The organism is Halorientalis pallida (genome assembly GCF_004118325.1).
Lineage (GTDB): Archaea > Halobacteriota > Halobacteria > Halobacteriales > Haloarculaceae > Halorientalis > Halorientalis pallida.
Map to the genome: position 1 here is coordinate 307,773 of NZ_RDFA01000002.1, position 19,369 is coordinate 327,141.

The following is a 19,369-nucleotide window of genomic DNA, read 5'->3' on the forward strand; positions in this document are numbered from 1 at the left end:
GATACACAAACCATGACCGACGACAGATCAGGCCGCGACATCTACGGCGAGGCGTACGACGAGGCGAACGAACCCATCTTCTCGGGCATCCCCACCTTCCTCAAACTCCCCGAGGTGGACCGCGAGAACCTCGAGGACGAGGACGTGGACGTGGGGATCGTCGGTGCCCCGCTGGACACGGCGACGACGATCCGGCCGGGCACCCGGTACGGCCCCCGCGCGGTGCGGGCCGCCTCCACGGTTCCCTCGCCGCCGTACCAGCACTTCAACATCGAGACGGGCGTCGACCCCTTCGATCAGTTCAGCGTGGCGGACACGGGCGACGCGGCGGTCTCGCCGGGAGACACCCGTCAGAGCCAGCTGAACATCGAGGACGCCGTCTACGAGATCAGCGAGCAGGCGACGCCCATCGTCATCGGCGGCGACCACTCCATCAGCTACCCGGACATCAAAGGCTGGGCCGAGGCCAACGGCTACGACGACGTCGGGCTGATCCACTTCGACTGTCACGCCGACACCGGTGACGAGGGGCTGACCGGCTTCGAGTACGACCACGGCGCGTGGGTCAAGCGCGTGTTCGACGACGACCTGATGGCCGGCGAGAACTACACGCTGATCGGCCCGCGCGGGTTCTGGCCCGGCCCCGACACCTACGAGGAGATGCGCGAGGCCGGCATGAAGTGGTACACCGCGATGGAGGTCGGCAACATGGACCTCGACGACATCGTGACCGACGCCGTCCAGCGCGCACAGGACGGCACCGACGCCGTGTGGGTCTCCTTCGACGTGGACGTGATGGAGCCCGCCTACGCACCCGGCACGGGCGAACCCGAGCCCGGCGGGCTGATCCCCCGCGAGGCCATCTACATGATCCGGGAGGTCGTCAAGGCGCTGGACCCCGACGACTTCGGGTTCGACATCGTCGAGGTCTCGCCGGCCTACGACACCAGCGACAGCAACTCCTACAACGGCGGGGTCACCTCGGGGCTGGCCAACCGCCTCATCATCGAGGTGCTGGGCAGCATGGCGCTGGCCGACCAGGGGCTGGAGTCGGGCGACCCGATCAAGCCAAAGGAACCGCTCGGGCCGACCGAGGAGACGGAAGCGCCGGCGGACGACTAGGCGAGACGAGCGGAGTGAGTCTCGCCGAACTGGCGAACGGCGGGCGCGAGGTCTTCGACCTCGGCTCGAACGGACGGAGTGCGTGAGAGAGACGAGCCGTGAGCCAGGTGCCGACTGCAGGGAGGCCACCGAACGAGCGAGCGGGCGAGCCGCGAGCAGGCAGATCGAACACCGTATTTTCGCGCCTGTCCCGTGGACGTAGCTCTTAACCGCGTGCCCGTCCAACCGGTCGGTATGACAGACAGAGAGCCCGACGACTACGAGTTCTCGGAGGGGCAGGGGTTCGAGGACCCCTACGACGAGTTCGACCTCGACCCCCCGGAACTCGACGTGGACCCGGACAAGGTCGACCCCATCGACTCCCGGGCGCTCACGGACATGCTCGACGAGCGCAACCTCGCGAGCGAGCAAGTCGACGCCGAGGAGTTGCTCGACGTGGCGCTATCCTACATGCAGATCAACCGCTTCGAGCAGGCCGCCGACGCCTTCGAGCGGGTCGCACAGTTCGCCGAGGACGACCGCATCGAACAGGAGGCCTGGGTCAACAAGGGCGCGGCCCACGCCGAACTCGAAGAGTACGACATGGCCATCGGCGCGTACCAGGAGGCCATCGACGTCGACGGGTCGAGCGAACACGCCGCGACCGCCGAGACGAACCTCGCGTACGCGCTCTGGGAGTTCGGCCGCACCGAAGAGGCCCTGGAACACGCCGAACGCGCCGTCGAGATCGACGAGCGCTTCGCCGAAGCCTGGTACAACCGCGGCTTCTTCCTGCTGGAGCGGGGCCTCGCCGAGGACGCGCTGAACGCCTTCGACAACGCGATCCGGCTGGGCCACCGCAACACAATGATCCTGGAGGAGAAAGCCCGCGCACTCGAAGAGATGGGCGAGTTCGACAGGGCCGAAGAGATCGCCGAAGAGGCCGAGGAGATGCGTGAAGACGCCGAAGCCGACCTCGTCGACCAGCAACAACAACAGCAACTCGAATGATCCTCAACGAGCGCGAAACCGACGAGGGCCTGCTCGTGTCGGTCTGTGACCCCGACGTCCTCGGGGAGACCTTCGAGAACGGCCAGGTCTCGCTCACCGTCGAGACCGACTTCTACGACGGCGAGGAAGTCGACGAGGACGCCGTGGTCGAGAGCCTCGCCCGCTGTGCCGTCGCCAACATCGTCGGGACGCGATCGGTGGAAGTCGCCATCGAACACGGCTTCGTCGAGGAGGCCAACGTCCTCGACATCGAGGACACGCGCCACGCCCAGTTGCTGCGGATGTGAGCACCGGTTCCGTCCACACCCCACTTCGGGTCCCCCACCGCTCCGACTGAACGCTTTTACAGTTCCCGAGTGGCCCACCTCGTATGCAGATCACTGGCGTCGATCAGTACCACCTGGAACACCAGGCAGCGGGGAGTTTCGAACCGACGTGGATTCCCGGCTACCCGCAGGGGACTCACGAAGTCGAGTTGTTCGAGATCGAGACCGACACCGGGCTGACTGGCTACGGCGCGATGCCGAGTTTCGCCGGCGGGATGGACTTCTCGGAACCGCTCTCCTACTTCCTGCTGGGCGAGGATCCCCACGACGTGGAGGGGATCCTCCGCAAGCTGGACAGCATCAACCTCGTCGGTCCGCGGCCGTGGGGCGTCGAGATCGCCATGTGGGACCTGATCGGCAAGGACGCCGGCAAGCCGATCTACGAACTGCTCGGGGGCACGGCGAGCGAGATTCCCGTCTACGCGTCGACGGGCGAAGTGGTGCCGGCCGCGGAGCGCATCGACTACGTGGAAGACGTGATCGCGGACGGCGTCGGCGCGGTCAAGCTCCGCGTGACCGAGCCCGACCACATCGAGATCGTCCGGAAAGTACGGGACGCCTACCCCGAGCTGCCGCTGATGGTCGACGCGAACAAGGGGTGGGCGGTACGGGTGATGGCGGACGAACGCCAGTGGTCGTTCCGGGAGGCCCTGGCGTTCGCCCGCGGGCTGGAGGAGGTCGGGAACGTCCGCTGGCTGGAGGAACCGCTTCCGCGCCACGACTACGAGGGGTACGCCCGCCTGCGCGAGGCGGTGGACGTGCCCATCGCCGGCGGGGAGTTCAACGACGGCATCCACCACTTCCGGGAGTTCGTGAGACAGGGGTCGCTCGATATCCTGCAACCGGACGCCGCGCTGGCGACGGGGATCAAGCGCGCCGACGAGGTGGCCGCGATGGCCCGCCAGCACGGCCTCGAATACGTGCCCCACACCTGGACCAACGGGATCGGGTTCGTCGCCAACCTCCACGTCATGGTCGCCAACGATTCCCCGTGGTGTGAGTTCCCGATGGAACCGCCGTGGACGCCCGACGTGCGGGACTTCCTGCTGGAAGCGACCGTCGACCACGAGGACGGCGTGGTCACCCCGCCCGAGGGGCCGGGCCTGGGTGTCGAGGTCGACGAGTCGCTGCTGTCGTGACGGGGAGCGTCAGCGGTTCACACGGCCGTCCCGGATCGTAAGGGAGAGGGGTCGGGGCGGACTCGATTCGGGCGATGAGCGAGTTCGCGTTTACGACGACGGTGCCGATTCGGTACCGCGATATCGACCCCTGGGATCACGTCAACAACGCCGTCTTCGCGACCTACATGGAGGAAGCGCGGGGCGAGTACCTCGAACGCGCGTTCGACGACGAGGACCTCGGGACCCGCAACTTCGTGCTGGCCAACCTCGAACTGGACTACCACGCGCCGGTGACCTACGACGGAAGCGGCGTCGAGGTCGCCGTCCGGGCCGCCGAGATGGGCGAGTCGAGCCTGACGCTGGCCTACGAACTCGGGAAGGCTGGCACGCTCGCCGCGACCGGCGAGACCACGCAGGTCCACATGGGCGAGGACGGGACGCCGGCGCCGCTGCCCGACGAGTGGCGGCAATCGATCCGAGAATTCGAGTCCGCGCTGGAGTGACTGGCCGCGACGGCGCTACGCCTCGCTGGCCCACTCGACCGCCGTATCCACGTCGGTGAAGCCTTTGGCGTCCATCTCACGGGCCTCGTTCTTGTTGGCGATGGCGAGCCGTGCGATTCCGGGTGCCACGTACGCCGTCCGGGTCAGCCCAGTCTCCTCGCCGAGGGCGGTCCACTGTTTGTTGACGTGTTCGAGGACGTCACTGCCGACGGACTCGGTCCCTTCGAGGACCACGACGCACCCGGTCATGGCGTCGTCCCCGGCGTGTTCTCTGAAGTGTGCTTCGCCGTCGTCCAGTTCACCGGATTCGAGCGTCGCCGCCAGGTCGTCGATGATCCACATGCCGACACCGTCCCGTGCCTCGTACGCGATGTTCTGTGTGATCGAATTCGGCATGCGTCACAGTTGGCCAGCGAGGACTAAGCGGTACGGATCGGTTCGGCGGCAGAAACGTACAGAAACGTTAAGACTGTTTATTACGTGTAACCGGCCCGGCGTGCTGGAGGTGCTCGGTAGCTCACCGGTGGCCGGTGTGGCCGCGATTCGGAAGGGCTGGCGTCGTCGCAGGCGGACTCGTGTAACCGTCGGCGGCTAGGGACGGCTGGGCGGACCGAAGGAGTGTTGGGTCCGGAACCCCTCCATACTGGTAATGGGAACCACTGAATCAGCGCCGCTTGCCGTCGAGGATATCCGGGCGGACTTCCCGATCCTCGAACGGGAGTTCGACGGGACACCGCTGGTCTATCTCGACAACGCGGCGACGAGTCAGACACCCGACCAGGTGGTCGACGCCATCGTCGAGTACTACCGCACGTACAACTCGAACGTCCACCGTGGCATCCACCAGTTGAGTCAGGAGGCCTCGATCGCCTACGAGGAGGCCCACGACCGCGTGGCGGAGTTCATCGGCGCGGAGAGTCGCGAGGAGATCGTCTTCACCAAGAACACCACCGAGTCGATGAATCTCGTGGCCTACGCCTGGGGGCTGAACGAACTCGGTCCCGGCGACGAGGTCGTCCTCACCGAGATGGAACACCACGCTTCGCTTGTCACCTGGCAACAGGTGGCCAAACGGACCGGTGCGACGGTGAAGTTCGTCCGCGTCGACGACGAGGGCTACCTCGACATGGACCACGCCCGTGAACTGATCACCGACGACACCGAGATGGTCAGCGTCGTCCACATCTCGAACACGCTGGGGACGATCAATCCTGTCGCCGACCTCGCGGACCTCGCCCACGACCACGACGCGTACATGTTCGTCGACGGTGCACAGTCGGTTCCCACCCGCCCGGTCGACGTGGGCGAGATCGACGCCGACTTCCTCGCCTTCTCGGGGCACAAGATGTGTGGGCCGACTGGAATCGGTGTCCTCTACGGGAAAGAGCCGATTCTGGACGCGATGCAGCCGTACCTCTACGGCGGGGACATGATCCGGAAGGTCACCTTCGAGGAGTCGACCTGGAACGAACTCCCCTGGAAGTTCGAGGCCGGCACACCCAACATCTGCCAGGGGATCGCGCTGGCCGAGGCCATCGACTACCTCGAGGACATCGGGATGGACCGGGTGCAGGCTCACGAGGAGCAACTGGCCGAGTACGCCTACGACCGGCTCTCGGAGTTCGAGGACATCGAGATCTACGGCCCGCCCGGAGACGACCGCGGTGGCCTCGTCGCGTTCAACCTCGATGCCGTCCACGCCCACGACACTTCCGAGATCCTCAACGAGTTCGCCGTCGCCGTCCGGGCCGGTGACCACTGCACCCAGCCACTCCACGACAAACTCGGTGCCCCGGCGTCCGCACGCGCGTCGTTCTACATCTACAACACGCGGGAGGAAGTGGACAAACTGGTCGAGGCGCTGGCGGACGCGCGGGAGTTGTTCGCCTGACTCCCGGCGGCAGGGAGACCGACGCATGCCCGGACGCTACGCGGCCGGCGAAGTCCGCGCCACTGCAGATTGTTACACGCCTGAATGGATGGACGACAGCGGCGTCCGTGAGACGCTCCTGCAGGACCGGGAAGGGGTCGTGGTCAGGGTCGCGCTCCCGGACGGCGAGGAGTGGGCACTGGAGACCTCGCTCTGGGAACTCGTCTCGCTGTACGCGCTGGTCGAGTCCGGCGTGGCCGGCAGCGTCGTCGTGCACATGGGGTACCACGTCCGGACCGAGCGACAATCGGGAGCGGATCGGCGACTCGACCTGACCACGTGGACGATCCGGGACGGCGATCCCGACGGCGAGTGGGTCCCCCACCGCACCGGGCCAACGGTACAGGGGCCGACACCGGCCGTCCTCGGCCTGCTGGCGGCCCCGATAGATCAGGTCCTCGAGACGCTCCGGGCACACGGAATGGACCGCGAGGAAGTTCGGCAGCACTACGAGGCTGCGCACGAGGAACCGAGAACTGAGACGAGTCTCTGGTCACGACTGTCCGAGTGACTACACGGTCGGGAGGAGGACGAACCGGACCAGCCAGAGCGTCCCCATCCCGGCGGCCATAGTGGCGAAGACGTTCTCCGTGCGCCAGGCGACGACGGCGGCGAGGCCACCGGCGACGAGTTTGTCGACCGCGAGGCCGCTGGCGTCGAGCGTGACGAACGCCGGGAGGACCAGCGCCGCGAGGACCGCGGCGGGGACGTACCGGAGCGGGCGTTCGAGTCGCGGTGGAATCTCGTCGAGATAGCCGAAGAGCCCGATAAAGGAGAGGCGGATGGCGTAGGTCAGGACGCCGATGACGAGGACGACGCCCCACACCAGCGGGTCGGCGTAGCTAGTGGCCATCGGTCGCGTTCACCTCCATGGATCGTTCGGAGCGGACGCCGGCGGCGATCCCGACCGACGCGCCGACGAGCAGGCCGAGGTTGAGCGGGAGGCCGGCACCGACGACGGCGACGGTACCGCCCACGAGGCCCGCGACGGTGGTCGGGCCGTCCTCCATCGCGGGGACCAGCAGCGCCAGGAAGACGAGCGGGACGGCGAACTCCAGGCCCCAGGCATCCGGAACGCCGGTGCCGAGGAGGACACCGGCGGCAGTGGTGAGTTGCCAGACGGTCCACAGCGTGACGGCGACGCCGAGGTAGTAGGCGACCCGGTCGACCGACCGCTCGCCGCGGTAGCTGGCGATGGAGAGGGCGTAGGCCTGGTCGGTCAGCAGGTAGGCCAGGCCGGCCTTGACCCGGGCGGCGAACGTCCGGAAGTGGGGCGCGATGGAGGCCGAGTACATCAACATGCGGAGGTTGATGACGACGGCGGTGAGGACGACGACCGAGAGCGGTGCATCACGGCCGATGAGGTCGAGCGCGGCCAGCTGGGAGGCACCGGCGAAGACGATCACCGACATCCCGACGGCCTGTGTGAGATCGAGCCCGGCGTTCGCGGCCGCGATGCCGGCGACGAGACCGAATGGGGCGACGCCGAGCAGGAGGGGAGCCACGTCGCGAACGCCACGACGGAAGTCTGCGCGGTTCATGGCTGGGGATGTATCTGGGCGTGTTTACGCGTAACTATCCCGGAGCGAGGGCAGGCGGCGGGCGTCAGTCGTCCGCGTCGTCACCGCCGCGTCGCGAGACGACCCACAGGAGGATGAGGATGCCTTCGATGCGGGCGGCGGTGTAGACCCAGGGACGGAGTTCGATCTCGCTGTCGTCGGTGACGGCCAGGTCCATCCAGAAGTCGACGACTTTGCGCGGGGCGAGCAGTTCGGTCAGACCCAGCAGGGCCAGCGGGAGTTGGAGTGCCATGCGGTCGGCTACGAGGGGGGCGGCAAAAACAGTTGACCTGGCGGGGGTCGGCGTGCAATACCGCCAGCGCGGGATGGCGACGTGCTGATTGCGCTGGCGGTTGGCAGCACGCGAGCATCCGCGCGAACGTAGTGAGCGCGGTTCACGCGAGCGGCGGAGCCGCTCGCGCCCGTTTTTGGTCCAGCTTTTTGCAAGGAGTGGTGGCGCGCAGAGCGCGCCACCCGACGCAGTAAAAAGGTGGCTCGGAAGCCTTTTGCGTCGCACTCGTCTATTTGTCTCCAACAATGGTCGGCGGCTCAGATATGTACCGGCAGCAGATCCTCGATCACTACAAGAGCCCGCGCAACTACGGGGAACTCGAGGAGCCGACGTTCACGCACGTCGGCGAGAACCCGATGTGTGGCGACACCATCGAGATGCAGGTGAAACTCGACGACGACGAAGAGGAGATCGAGTACGTCACCTTCCAGGGCGACGGCTGTGCGATCTCGCAGGCCTCGGCGTCGATGCTCTCCGAGAAACTCCAGGGGATGACGGTCGAGGACCTTCAGGAACTGGACCGCGACGACGTGGTCGACATGCTCGGCGTCGACATCTCACCGATGCGGATCAAGTGCGCCGTCCTGGCCGAGAAGGTGGCACAGGACGGTGCGGACATCTACTTCGGCGAGCTGGACGTGGACAAGACCACGACCGAAGACGACGACTGAGCGGGCGAGCGAGTAGGTTTCGCGGTCAGATCACTGCGACGGATAGCGGATGGTGACGGCGGTACCCTCGTCGTCGTTCTCGACGACGGCGACGTGGCCGCCGACGCGTTCGACGGCCAGCCGGACCATCCACAGCCCGAGACCGGTGCCGTGGACGAGCGGAGTGGTCTCGTCGTCGCGCAGCGCCAGCAGTTCGCTCTCGGGGATGGGCGGGCCGTCGTCGGTGACGGTGAGTTTGACCCAGGGTTCGTTCGGCGGGACGCCGACGGTGACGACGACGTCGGGGTCGTCGGCGTCGGCGTGCTGGATGGCGTTCTCACAGAGTTCGGTCAGGGCGAGTTCGACCTCCGGGCGGATCGTGGCCGCGCCCTCCGAGGGGCGGAGCATGTGGACGTGGGCGTCGGGGTGTCGTTTGTTGAGGTCGCTCTCGACGCGTTCGAGGACGGTCGCGAGGTCGGTCGGTCGCCAGTCGTCCTCGGGGGAGAGGACCTGCCGGATGCGCTGGACTTTCTCGACGAGGCGATCCCAGCGTTCGGCGATGTCGCGGACCTTCCGCGCGGACTCCCGTTCGGTCTCGTCGAGGGCGTCTGCGAGCAGGCGGGCGTGGCTCAACACGACGGTCATGTCGTTGCGGAGGTTGTGCCGGAGCAGGCGGTTGAGGACCGTCGCCTGGCGGCGGCGCTGCTCGCGCATCGTGATGTCGACGAACAGAAACCGGGTGCCGACGACGTCGTCGCCGTCCGTCCACGGCACCGCGCGCACGAGCGTGTGGACGACGGTGCCGTCGGCACAGACCAGTTTCCGCCGCTCCGTGACCGGGTCGTCGCCGGCCGACGACCGTGGCTCGCCGGCCTCGAGCGCCGCCGCCGACTCGGGCGTGTACACGTCCGCGAGCGGCCGCCCTTCCAGCGACTCGCGGTCGTAGCCCAACGTCTCGACGAACCGCTCGTTACACACGTCGATCACCGCCTGCCCGTCCTCGGCTCGCGTGTGGACGTACATCACCGGCAGGTTCTCCAGCAGACACTGCCACTCCCCCGCATCATCAGCCCCCTGAGACATCTTCACCGGTTGTTTTCGAGTACTATTATTTGAAACCACCGCGGATTACGAGCCGTGTGGCACCGGTTCCGGTCGAGCGAGTCCCCTCGACCCCGGCAGTTCGTGTCACTCGATTGTACATTCCAGGGCGGTCACGTCTTCGGGTGTGGTAACGGGGCGTTTTTGCTCGATGGCGCGCTACTGCAGGCATGCTCGAACTGGACGGCGGGGACGCCGGCGGGGGGTTCCTCCGGACCGCACTCGCGCTGTCGGCCCTGACCGACCGGGCCGTCCACGTCGAGAACGTCCGCGGTGACCGGCCGGATCCGGGGCTGAAACCACAACACGTCGCAGCGGCCGAAGCGGTGGCAGAAGTCTGTGACGCGACCGTCGCCGGGACCGACCGCGGATCGGAGACGGTCACCTTCGAGCCCGGTGGGCGGCCGGGTGGCTCGGCGTCGGTCGCGGTCGGAACCGCCGGGAGCGTCACGCTCGTGTTCGACACTGTACTGCCGCTGGCGCTGGCGGCGGACGCCCCGATTCGGCTGCACGCGACCGGCGGGACAGACGTTGCGTGGTCGCCGCCGCTCACGACCTACCGGCGCGTCAAGCTCCCGCTCCTGCGCCGACTGGGGGTTCCGGTCGCCGTCGACGCCACCCGCCGCGGCTTCTACCCCGTCGGCGGCGGACGGGCGACGCTCACGCTCGGGCCGGCCGATCCGGACCCGCTGGCACTGACCGAGCGGGGCGACCCGGACGGCCTTCGGGTGTACTCGCTGGCGAGTGCGGACCTGGCCGACGCCGACGTGGCAGAGCGTCAGGCCGACGCCGCGATCGACCGGCTGGACGGTGCGGGGCGGACGGTCCAGGAGCGGCTGGTCGGCTACGTCGAGAGCGACTCGCCGGGATCGGTCTGCACCGTCCGGGCCGACTACGGGACCGGCATCGCGGGGCTGGACGCGCTCGGCGAGAAGGGCAAGCCGGCCGAGGAAGTCGGCGGCGAGCCGGTCGACGCACTCGATGCCTTCGAGAGAACCGGAGCCGCGGTGGACCGCCATCTGTCGGATCAGCTGTTGCCGTTCCTGGCGGTAGTGGGCGGTGCGGTGACCGTACCGGCGGTCACCGACCACGTGGCGTCCGGAGTCGAGTTGCTGGCGCGGTTCGGCTGTGACGTGGCGGTCGAGGAAGGGGCGGGGGCGACGGGCGGCCGGGTGAGGTTGCAGGCGGACGGACTGGCCGGAAACTGAGTGCCGTCGGGCAGTGAGTCTGGAGTAACTCCTCGTTTTATTCGGCGGGCCACCCAACTCGGGAGTGATGCCAACGGTCGACCCGCAACCGGACCGGTTTCGCGAACTGATGCTCGACGACGAGCCGGGGTTCGAGGACGTGCTGACCTGTGTGTTCGACGTCCAGCGCCACGAGGCGCGGACGTATCTGGAGCTCGCCGAGCGCCCCGAGAGTACCGTCGCGGAACTGGCGGACGTACTGGACCGGGACCGAAGCAACGTCAACCGGTCGCTGTCGACGCTCCGGGAGAAGGGGCTGGCCAGTCGCAACCGACGACTGCTGGACGACGGCGGCCACGTCTACCAGTACACCGCGACGCCGGTACCGGAGGCCCGTGAGTTGATGCACGAGACCCTCGACGAGTGGTGTGCGTACGTCCACGAGCGGATCGACGAGTTCGGCGAGGAAGGGGCCTGACGGCCCCGCGAGTCCCGGAGCGAAACCACCCCACTTTTGCGCCGGCGCGCCGTCGTGTCAGGTAATGGCAACCCTCGATCTCCAACTCGGCGGCTCGCAGACGGTGCCCGAAGACGCCGACGACGGCGTCTGGCTGACCTGTATCGAGTGCGGCGAGACGTTCGCCCCCTTCGACGACGTGCGCTACACCTGCGACGACTGTGACGGCCTGCTGGAGGTCCGCTACGCCGATTCGCCCACCTTCGACGACTTCGAGGGCCGGGGCGTCTGGCGTTACAACGCGGCCCTGCCCTTCGAGGAGGGCGTCACGCTCCCCGAGGGCGACACACCCCTGCACCGCGTCCCGGACCTGGAGGAGGACATCGGCGTCCGCAACCTCCGGATCAAACACGAGGGGATGAACCCGACGGGCTCGTTCAAGGACCGCGGGATGACCGTCGGTGTCCGCGTCGCCCAGGCGGTCGGTGTGGACCGCCTGGCCTGTGCCTCGACGGGCAACACCAGCGCCGCGCTGTCGGCATACGGGGCCCGCGCCAACCTCGAAACGCTCGTCCTGTTGCCCTCGGGGAAGGTCGCCGCCGGGAAGGTGGCCCAGGCGAGTCTCCACGGCGCGCGCATCCTCGAAGTCGACGGCAACTTCGACGCCTGTCTCGACATCGTGCAGGACCTGGCGAGTCGGGGCGAGGCCTACCTGCTGAACTCGCTGAACCCCTTCCGTCTGGAGGGGCAGAAGACCATCGGCTTCGAGATCCTCGAACGGTTCTACGAGGACGAGGGCCGGTTCCCCGACCGGATCGTCCTCCCCGTCGGGAACGCCGGCAACACCGCGGCGCTGTACAAGGCCTTCCGCGAACTCGTCCAGAGCGGTGCGCTCGCGCCCGGTGACGTGCCCAAACTCACCGGCGTGCAGGCCGAGGGGGCCGCGCCGATGGTCGAGGCCATCGAGAACGACCTGGAAGACACCAAGCGCTGGGACGACGTCGAGACGCGGGCGACCGCCATCCGCATCGGTAACCCGGTCAACGCGCCGAAGGCCCTGCCCGGCATCCGCAACACGGGCGGGACGGCCGTCGCCGTCTCCGACGAGCGCATCACCGAGGCCCAGCGCGACCTCGCCGAACAGGGCATCGGCGTCGAACCCGCCTCCGCCGCCTCCGTCGCTGGCCTGCGGAAACTCCGCCTCTCCGGCGAGATCGACCCCGGCGAGGACGTGGTCTGTCTGACCACCGGCCACCTCCTCAAGGACCCCGAGGCCGCCGCCGAAGCCGGTGCCGACCCCGAACCCGTCCCCAACGACACGGACAAGGTTCTCAAACACCTCCAGGGCAAGCGCGTCAGCCTCGGCGGCGACGGCCTGCTCGGGAAGGTGCTGGGGTACGTCCGCTGACCTGCTCACGGGTGAGCGGCCCGGACTCCGGTAGCGCGGGTCACGTTCTGCTGGATCCGGCGAGTATCTGCAGCAGGCGAGTGAGACCGATTTTGACGGACGCACTGCCCGGGCACTGTCACCCCCCGAACAGGTGAGTTCTGGGAGGTGTGTAGCCGACCGGAAAGAACCAGGAAGTAACGGCTAACATCGCACGCCACATGTTATTGGTTGCCATGCCTCTGTTCATGGACGTACACAGGGACGTCGACGCGAGCGTCGAGGAGGTCGTCGAGGCGCACGAGCGAGACGTCGAGGTACAGGACGAACACGGGGTCGAATACAAGCAGTCGTGGGTGGACGAAGAGCAGGGAGCCGTGTTCTGTCTCTTCGAGGGCCCGAGCAAGGAGGCAGGCGAGAAGGTCCACGAGGAGGCCCACGGCCTCACGGCGGACGAAATTCACGAGGTCCACGAGGCCGAGTAACTCCCACCGACCCGCGCCCTCGCTTCGGTCGGTCGCGACGGCAGTTCCCGGACCCGGAGTCGCCCCGGTACTCGGCTTCCCGCGAACCACGGTGGGACAGGCAGGCCACTAGTCGTCCGTCCTGCTGTCCCGTGGCACCAGGGTCGAGCCGTGATCCTGGTTTCCGAGTCGCGACTGTCAAAACCGCAAGGCTGCGCGGCGTCGGCCGTCCGTGTGCCGGGCGTCTGACTGGTCTTTACGTGAGTCGATGACACAGTTGTACGTCCGCGAGATGACTTCCGACACGACACACGCCGCCCCCGGGGGATCGGCCGAGAAACGGGCCGAGGACGGGACGCCGGCCGCGCCGCCGCCCGCTCTCGGGGCGCGTCCCGCCGCCGGTCGGTTCCCGCGCGCCGACACCGCGCGCTTACGCGCGACCGAACGTGAGATTCTGCGGACGCGGGTCGCCCTGCTGGAACGACAGGTCGCCCGGAAAGAGCGCGAACTGGACGCGGTGATCGACCGCTACGAGGAGATTCTGGAAGCAGAGAACCCACGCACACACGTCGACGACGGGGCCGTCGAGATCGAGTTCGAGAGCGACGAGCCCGAGACGAGCGTGGGCGCGCGGCTCCGTGCCGCCCTGTCGCGACTGTTCTGACGCTCAGGCAGGCTGGTCGCCGTCGAGGAACGCGGCCGGGTCGGGACACCCGGTGTCCCGCGAGTACTCCCGGACCGTGATGACGCCGCGGCGGTTCGAGCTCGATCCGTCGTGACAGGCGTCGAGATACCGGACGGCGGCGTCACGACTCCCGTAGTACTGGACGAGATAGACGGTCCCGTGGCGCGTCGACAGGTCCCGGAGGTACTGGAGGTCGTCGACGCCGAGGCGACTCGCTTGCGGGATCGTGGTGGTCGTGAGAGCCGCCTCGGCGTAGTACCGCTGTGCATACCCGCTGTCGGGCTGGTGGACGACCACGTCGTCGGCGTCGGCGTTGGCCGTGATGGTGCCGGCGACCTGTGACCACGGTTCCGCGGAGTCCGCGGTGTAGTAGACGCCGACGAAGACGAGCGAACTCACCAGCACGACCGCCAGCAGGCCGGCCCGGACCCGGCGGACGGGCACGTTCCGGAGGCCGCGGGCGGCCAGCACGACGAAGGCGACGCTGGCCGGGGCCGCGTACCGGGGGACGTAGATCGGGACGACCAGCGAGACGAGGATCGGGACCAGCGTCGGCACGAACAGCAGCGCGGCGAGTTGCCCGACGGAACTCGGGTCTTCGAGGGTGAGCCCGTCCGACCCCACGCGGACGACCGACGCCAGCAACTGCCCGACGTAGACGAACAGGAGGACTGCAGCCAGCAGGTAGAGCCCCACCGTCCCCGCGGTCAACGGGTAGAAGTCCGGAAACCCGACGAACGAGATGGCCGTCTGGGTCAGCAACACCGACGACGGTTCGGGGATCCACTCGATGTTGGCCCCGCCGGTGCCGGTGACGATGGCGACGACGCGAAGTCCGAGGAGCGCGGCCCAGGGCGTCGAGAGCAGGCCGAGTGCGGCCGAGACCCGCACCCAGCGGCGACGGCCGATGCCCCCGTCGACCTCCGAGAGCGCGGTGTAGACGTGCTGGGCGAGCACGACGAACAGGCCGTACACGTGCGTGTAGACCAGCAGCGTCGTAAGCAGGACGTAGCCGACCGCGCTGGCCCGGGAGTCGTCACGCAACCGGGCGTAGTAGTACCACGACAGCGCCGTCAGCATGACGAACAGCGCGTACATCCGGGTGACCCGCGAGAAGTGGACGTGGAAGGCCGAGACGGCGACCAGTGCCGCCGCGAGCAGGCCGGTCCGGTCGTCGAACAGTTCCGTCCCGAGCAGGTAGACCCCGGCGGTCGCGCCGAGGCCGGCCACGACCGACAGGGACCGAACGGCGACCCGTCCGGTGCCGAACAGATCCATCCACCAGTGGAGGAGGAGGTAGTACAACGGCGGATGCGGATCGTTGGGCAGGATGAGCAGGTCCGCGAGGGGGAGGCCACCGCGGACTGCGACGGAGTAGACCTCGTCGGTCCAGAGGCTCCAGCCGCCGAGGACGAACACCCGGAGGATGCCGGCGGCGACGAGGACGGCCGCGAGCGCGAGAAGGCGCTGGTACCGGGGCAGGGTCAGCCGACCCGTCCGTCGGCCGAGAGCGTCGGGGTCGCGCCCGTCAGTATCGCCCGTTCCACGGCCGAAATGTTCCGTATGTTCCCACTGGAGGTCACCGCCGTAGACGCGGACCAGCGCGCGGATGTCGGCCCCCCACTGGACGAACCAGTACAGCGGGAGCGTGACGATCGAGAGGAGCGCGCGTCTGAGCCGGGTCGGGAGCGCTGCGTCCGAGGCCGTCCAGTAGCCGCCGGCGAACAGGACGGCCGTGACGACCGCGAACGCACCCCCGAGACTCAGGACCGCCCCGACCAGCGTCGACGGGCGATAGGTCGCGAGGTTCGCGATCAGAAACAGGACGACCAGGCCGGCGACGTTGAGCGGCCCGAGATGGGGGAGCAGCGACTGCCAGTAGACGTGGGCGCGGTCCCGGCGGTCGGCGGGTGGGTGTTCGCGCCGGTCGAGCAGGGTGTACACCTTGCCTTTCTTCCAGCGGGTCCGCTGGTCGAGCCAGCCCGCGAGCGTCGGCGGCGACTCCTCGGTGGTCACCGCGTCGAGATAGGCGAACTCGTAGTCCAGTTCCCAGAGGAACAGCCCGAGTTCGAAGTCCTCGGTGACGTTCCGGGGATCCCACGGCCGGACGCCGTCGAGGCCGTGGGCGTCGATCCAGGCCCACTCGTCGTCGGTCCAGGGGTCGCCCCGCTGGGCCAGTCGCTTTTCGCTCGCGGTGGCGAGGATCGACCGGCGAAAGAAACAGGTCGTCCCGGCCATCGGGATGGGGTAGTCGACGCGCGCGAACGCCGGCGTCACGACGTTGTACCAGTAGCCGTACTCGGCGCGAAAGAGCAGGTTGAGCCAGCCGTCGTCCTCGTTGGCCATGTCGAGACGGCCCTGCGCGAAGTCCGCGCCGTCCCCGACCGCCGTGGCCACCTCCTCGAAGAGGCCGTCGGCGACGATGTCCTCGGCGTCGACGACCCCCACGATGTCGCCGTCCGTGTGTTCGAACCCGTAGTTGAGCGCGCGCGGTTTGTTGGGGTCGCCCGGGTACGACGCCGGGACGGTCAGCACGTCGAAGGTGTAGGACTCGCGGAGGCGGTCGACGACCGCACGGGTCGGGTCGTCGCCCGGTTCGAGCAGGACCGTCAGCGTGCGGTGGTCGTCGGGATACGCCGCGTCGAGGACCGACGTGATCGCCTGCTCGATCACGTCCGCCTCGTCGTAAGCCGCCAGCAACACGTCGACCGTGGGTCGGCCGCCGTCGGAGAGCGGATCCGGGTCGGCCTCGGGATCGGCGGGCGGGCCGCGCAGTCGCTCGACGAGTACTTCGACGCCGGACTGGACGAGCGGGTAGAAGGCGTAGAAGTTCGCCAGCGTCCAGATCGCGCCGAACAGGAGCGCGAGGAACGTGATTGCAGGGTTCGGCGACACGACCGGGAGTTGCAGCGGCACCGCTGGCAGAGAGAGTGCGACGGCTACCGGGGGGAGCGACGCGGGTGATATCACTGGTGGGGGCCGTGAATCTACTGCACCGAACCTGGAGACCGCAGTCCGGGCCGGGTGGGTGAGTGACGAATAGTTGGCACCGGAGACAGATAAGCAGAGAGATATTATTTTCCGTCAGTGATCACCTTCGAACGAAATCGCAGGGTAGACGAGGTGAACGAGGGCAGCGGGAAGATCGGACGGGGGGTCGTCGGTTACCGTTGCTCGTCGTCTTCGGCCGCGCCGTTGAGGCTGATGTAGCTCACGTCGATGAGTCGCTCGTCGTCGAGGATGGCCGAGAGCACCTCGTCGCTCGGCGGGTCGTCGAGGTTGTAGACCGAGAGCGCTTCGCCGCCGATGGTCTCGCGGGCGTTGAACATCGCCGCGATGTTGACGTCGTGGTCGCCGAGTGTCGAGCCGATGAAGCCGATGACGCCGGGCACGTCGTCGTTGCGCGCGACGAGCATGTGGCCGTGCGGGATGGCGTCGACCCGGTAGCCGTCGATCCGGACGATGCGCGGGTCCTCGCCGGCGAACTGGGTGCCACAGACGCTGACCTCGTCGTCGCTGTTGCGGACGGTCACGGTGACGAGGCTCTGGAAGTCCTCGGAGGAGCGGCTCTTGGTCTCGGTCACGTCGATCCCCCGTTCGTCGGCGATCCGGGGCGCGTTGACGGCGTTGACCTGCCACTCCAGTGGCTCGAAACAGCCCTTGAGGGCGCTCGCCGTCACGAGGTCGAGTTCCTCCTCGGCGATGTCACCCTCGTAGGAGATCTCGACTTCCTCGACGCGGTCGTCGAACAGCTGGACGGCGATCTTGCCGGCGGTTTCGGCGAGGTCGATGTACGGTCGCACACGGGGGAACGCCGACTCGTCCATCGACGGGGCGTTCAGCGCGTTCATGACGGGTTCGCCGCGGAACGCGGCCAGCACCTGGTCGGCCGTCGCGGTCGCGACGTTCTCCTGGGCGGCCTCCGTACTCGCACCGAGGTGGGGCGTGACGATCACGTCGTCCACGTCGAGCAGGGGGTTGTCCGGGTCGACGGGCTCCTCGGCGAACACGTCGATTGCGGCCCCTTTCAGCGGTCCGTCCTCGACGGCTTCGGCCAGTGCAGGCTCGTCGATGATGCCGCCGCGGGCGCAGTTGACGACGTAGCCGCCGCCGAGCGTGGCGAGTTCGTCCGCGCCGATCATGTTCTCGGTCTCGGGCGTCAGCGGCGTGTGGATCGTGATGAGATCCGCCTGGTCGAGACACCCCTCCAGGTCGTCCGCGAGGTCGGCACCGAGCTGGTCGGCCCGTTCCTCGGAGATGTAGGGGTCGAACGCGACGAGGTTCATGCCCAGACCGCCCAGGCGCTTGGCGACTTCCTGGCCGACGCGGCCGAGGCCGACGATACCGAGGGTCTTGCCGTTGAGTTCCGTCCCGAGGAACTCGCCTTTGGCCCACTCGCCCCCCCGGAGGCGGTCGTGCGCCTGCGGGATCGAGCGGGCGGTGGCAAAGGTCATGGCGACCGTGTGTTCGGCGGCGGCGCGGACGTTGCCTTCGGGGGCGTTGGCGACGATGACGCCGTGTTCGGTCGCGGCGTCGATGTCGATGTTGTCCACGCCGATGCCGGCGCGGCCGACGATGACGAGATCGGTCGCGGCGTCGAGCACTTCGTCGGTGACCTCCGTGCCCGAGCGGACGATCAGCGCGTTCGCGTCGGCGACGGCGTCGAGCAGTGCCTCACCCTCCACGTCGTAGGCCGTCTCCACGTCGTGGCCCGCGGCGCGCAGGCGTTGGATCCCCGCGTCCGCGATCGGGTCCGTGACGAGTACCTTCATGCTCGATCCATTCCAGCCTGCCGGCATAACCCTTTCTTCATCGGCTCGCGGCGTATCGGGAGCGAGCGCCCGGCTCGCGTGGGATTCGTCCGCACGATCTCCCGAGCGCAGGCGGCCGAACCGCCGGTCACGTCCCGACGCTGTGGGAGGCTTGATATAGCGGGCGACCCTGGGCGGTGGTGTGAGCGACGGGACCGAGACGCCGCTCGACCCGGGGGCGCTCCCGACCGGGGAGAGCGTGCTGATCGCCGGACCAGCGATGACGGGCAAGCGCCGGCTGTTGTTCGACTTGGTGGGGGCCAGTCCGGACGGGGCCGCCCTCCTCGTCACGACCAAGCGCGGCGCCGACCGGTTCCGGGAGAACTTTCTGACGGGCCGTGACGCCGACGACTGGACGCTCCGGTCGGTCGACTGTGTCTCCCGGAGCCGCGGGTTCACCCAGCACCGGGACAGCGACACCGTGAAGTACGTCACCAGCGCCGGCGACCTCACGGGCGTCGGGATCGCCGCATCGGGCTTCCTGCGGGAGTTCTACCACGCCGACCGCGAGGCCCGCGTCGGCCTGCACTCGCTGTCGACGATGCTGATGTACGCGGACCTCCGCCGGGTCTACCAGTTCGCCCACGTCCTGACCGGTCGCATCGAGTCCTCGGGCTTCGCCGGCGCGTTCACGCTCGACACGACCGCGCGCAACACCGAGTCACTGGACGTACTCACACAGGTGTTCGACGCGCTGGTCGAAGTGCGTGAAGAAGGGAGCGGCCCGGAACTCAAAGTCAGAGGCGGGGACTTCGGCCCGCGGACGTGGACGGCGTTCTAGCGG

At 68.1% G+C, this 19,369-nt stretch carries 21 protein-coding genes; 14 read left to right on the forward strand and 7 right to left on the reverse strand.

The annotated features are described in order from the left end of the window. Positions 1-12: 12 nt before the first annotated feature. From EAF64_RS06740 to EAF64_RS06760, 5 genes are all read left to right on the forward strand, one after another. Positions 13-1,122, forward strand: coding sequence for an agmatinase family protein (locus tag EAF64_RS06740; protein WP_129068214.1), 1,110 nt, complete (start codon positions 13-15; stop codon positions 1,120-1,122). A 234-nt stretch (positions 1,123-1,356) separates the two neighbouring features. After that, positions 1,357-2,112: a tetratricopeptide repeat protein gene (locus EAF64_RS06745; protein ID WP_129068215.1), complete on the forward strand. Its 756-nt coding sequence runs from the start codon at positions 1,357-1,359 to the stop codon at positions 2,110-2,112. Beyond that, on the forward strand, positions 2,109-2,399 hold the full coding sequence (locus EAF64_RS06750; RefSeq protein WP_129068216.1) for a DUF424 domain-containing protein: 291 nt from the start codon (positions 2,109-2,111) through the stop codon (positions 2,397-2,399). The genes EAF64_RS06745 and EAF64_RS06750 overlap by 4 nt, the downstream gene beginning before the upstream one ends. Positions 2,400-2,482: 83 nt before the next feature. Continuing rightward, positions 2,483-3,577 (forward strand): mandelate racemase/muconate lactonizing enzyme family protein, encoded by a 1,095-nt coding sequence (locus tag EAF64_RS06755; protein ID WP_129068217.1) that lies wholly within the window; start codon positions 2,483-2,485, stop codon positions 3,575-3,577. Positions 3,578-3,651: 74 nt separating this feature from the next. After that, positions 3,652-4,062, forward strand: coding sequence for an acyl-CoA thioesterase (locus EAF64_RS06760; RefSeq protein ID WP_129068218.1), 411 nt, complete (start codon positions 3,652-3,654; stop codon positions 4,060-4,062). Between the two features lie 15 nt (positions 4,063-4,077). On the opposite strand, the gene EAF64_RS06765 is transcribed toward EAF64_RS06760, so the two are convergent. Continuing rightward, positions 4,078-4,458 (reverse strand): hypothetical protein, encoded by a 381-nt coding sequence (locus EAF64_RS06765; RefSeq protein ID WP_129068219.1) that lies wholly within the window; start codon positions 4,456-4,458, stop codon positions 4,078-4,080. 253 nt (positions 4,459-4,711) lie between these two features. Here EAF64_RS06765 and EAF64_RS06770 point away from each other — a divergent pair, with 253 nt between their 5' ends. Together EAF64_RS06770 and EAF64_RS06775 are read left to right on the forward strand one after the other, a co-directional pair. Beyond that, on the forward strand, positions 4,712-5,953 hold the full coding sequence (locus tag EAF64_RS06770) for an aminotransferase class V-fold PLP-dependent enzyme (protein WP_129068220.1): 1,242 nt from the start codon (positions 4,712-4,714) through the stop codon (positions 5,951-5,953). 25 nt (positions 5,954-5,978) lie between these two features. Further along, positions 5,979-6,503: a hypothetical protein gene (locus EAF64_RS06775; protein WP_129068221.1), complete on the forward strand. Its 525-nt coding sequence runs from the start codon at positions 5,979-5,981 to the stop codon at positions 6,501-6,503. On the opposite strand, the gene EAF64_RS06780 is transcribed toward EAF64_RS06775, so the two are convergent. The 3 genes from EAF64_RS06780 to EAF64_RS06790 all read right to left on the reverse strand — a co-directional run bounded on the left by EAF64_RS06780 (position 6,504) and on the right by EAF64_RS06790 (position 7,804). Then, positions 6,504-6,845 (reverse strand): AzlD domain-containing protein, encoded by a 342-nt coding sequence (locus EAF64_RS06780; protein ID WP_129068222.1) that lies wholly within the window; start codon positions 6,843-6,845, stop codon positions 6,504-6,506. After that, positions 6,835-7,533, reverse strand: a complete 699-nt coding sequence (locus EAF64_RS06785; protein ID WP_129068223.1) for an AzlC family ABC transporter permease — start codon at positions 7,531-7,533, stop codon at positions 6,835-6,837. The genes EAF64_RS06780 and EAF64_RS06785 overlap by 11 nt, the downstream gene beginning before the upstream one ends. Positions 7,534-7,597: 64 nt before the next feature. Beyond that, the gene (locus EAF64_RS06790) at positions 7,598-7,804 is read right to left on the reverse strand and encodes a hypothetical protein (protein ID WP_129068224.1); all 207 of its coding nucleotides are present in this window, start codon (positions 7,802-7,804) and stop codon (positions 7,598-7,600) included. Between the two features lie 284 nt (positions 7,805-8,088). Between EAF64_RS06790 and sufU the strand changes: the two genes are divergently transcribed. Beyond that, positions 8,089-8,514 carry a Fe-S cluster assembly sulfur transfer protein SufU gene (gene sufU / locus EAF64_RS06795; RefSeq protein WP_129068225.1) on the forward strand — a complete coding sequence of 142 codons (426 nt, stop codon included), beginning with the start codon at positions 8,089-8,091 and terminating at the stop codon, positions 8,512-8,514. A 30-nt stretch (positions 8,515-8,544) separates the two neighbouring features. Here sufU and EAF64_RS06800 read toward each other — a convergent pair whose 3' ends face one another. Further along, positions 8,545-9,576 carry a PAS domain-containing sensor histidine kinase gene (locus tag EAF64_RS06800; RefSeq protein WP_129068226.1) on the reverse strand — a complete coding sequence of 344 codons (1,032 nt, stop codon included), beginning with the start codon at positions 9,574-9,576 and terminating at the stop codon, positions 8,545-8,547. A 188-nt stretch (positions 9,577-9,764) separates the two neighbouring features. Between EAF64_RS06800 and rtcA the strand changes: the two genes are divergently transcribed. From rtcA to EAF64_RS06825, 5 genes are all read left to right on the forward strand, one after another. After that, positions 9,765-10,802 carry an RNA 3'-terminal phosphate cyclase gene (gene rtcA / locus EAF64_RS06805; RefSeq protein WP_129068227.1) on the forward strand — a complete coding sequence of 346 codons (1,038 nt, stop codon included), beginning with the start codon at positions 9,765-9,767 and terminating at the stop codon, positions 10,800-10,802. 67 nt (positions 10,803-10,869) lie between these two features. Beyond that, complete coding sequence (locus EAF64_RS06810; protein WP_129068228.1) at positions 10,870-11,259, forward strand: helix-turn-helix domain-containing protein; 390 nt, start codon at positions 10,870-10,872, stop codon at positions 11,257-11,259. A 64-nt stretch (positions 11,260-11,323) separates the two neighbouring features. Further along, positions 11,324-12,646, forward strand: a complete 1,323-nt coding sequence (gene thrC, locus EAF64_RS06815) for a threonine synthase (protein WP_129068229.1) — start codon at positions 11,324-11,326, stop codon at positions 12,644-12,646. Between the two features lie 227 nt (positions 12,647-12,873). Further along, positions 12,874-13,110: a DUF4242 domain-containing protein gene (locus EAF64_RS06820; protein WP_227738900.1), complete on the forward strand. Its 237-nt coding sequence runs from the start codon at positions 12,874-12,876 to the stop codon at positions 13,108-13,110. A gap of 247 nt (positions 13,111-13,357) precedes the next feature. Then, on the forward strand, positions 13,358-13,753 hold the full coding sequence (locus EAF64_RS06825; RefSeq protein WP_129068231.1) for a hypothetical protein: 396 nt from the start codon (positions 13,358-13,360) through the stop codon (positions 13,751-13,753). Between the two features lie 3 nt (positions 13,754-13,756). Here the strand turns inward: EAF64_RS06825 and EAF64_RS06830 are convergent, their stop codons facing one another. Both EAF64_RS06830 and serA read right to left on the reverse strand, forming a co-directional pair. Next, positions 13,757-16,690 carry a glycosyltransferase gene (locus EAF64_RS06830; protein WP_129068232.1) on the reverse strand — a complete coding sequence of 978 codons (2,934 nt, stop codon included), beginning with the start codon at positions 16,688-16,690 and terminating at the stop codon, positions 13,757-13,759. 248 nt (positions 16,691-16,938) lie between these two features. Next, positions 16,939-18,546: a phosphoglycerate dehydrogenase gene (gene serA, locus EAF64_RS06835; protein ID WP_129068233.1), complete on the reverse strand. Its 1,608-nt coding sequence runs from the start codon at positions 18,544-18,546 to the stop codon at positions 16,939-16,941. A 181-nt stretch (positions 18,547-18,727) separates the two neighbouring features. Here serA and EAF64_RS06840 point away from each other — a divergent pair, with 181 nt between their 5' ends. After that, the gene (locus EAF64_RS06840) at positions 18,728-19,366 is read left to right on the forward strand and encodes a DUF7504 family protein (RefSeq protein WP_129068234.1); all 639 of its coding nucleotides are present in this window, start codon (positions 18,728-18,730) and stop codon (positions 19,364-19,366) included. The last annotated feature ends 3 nt before the right edge of the window (positions 19,367-19,369 follow it).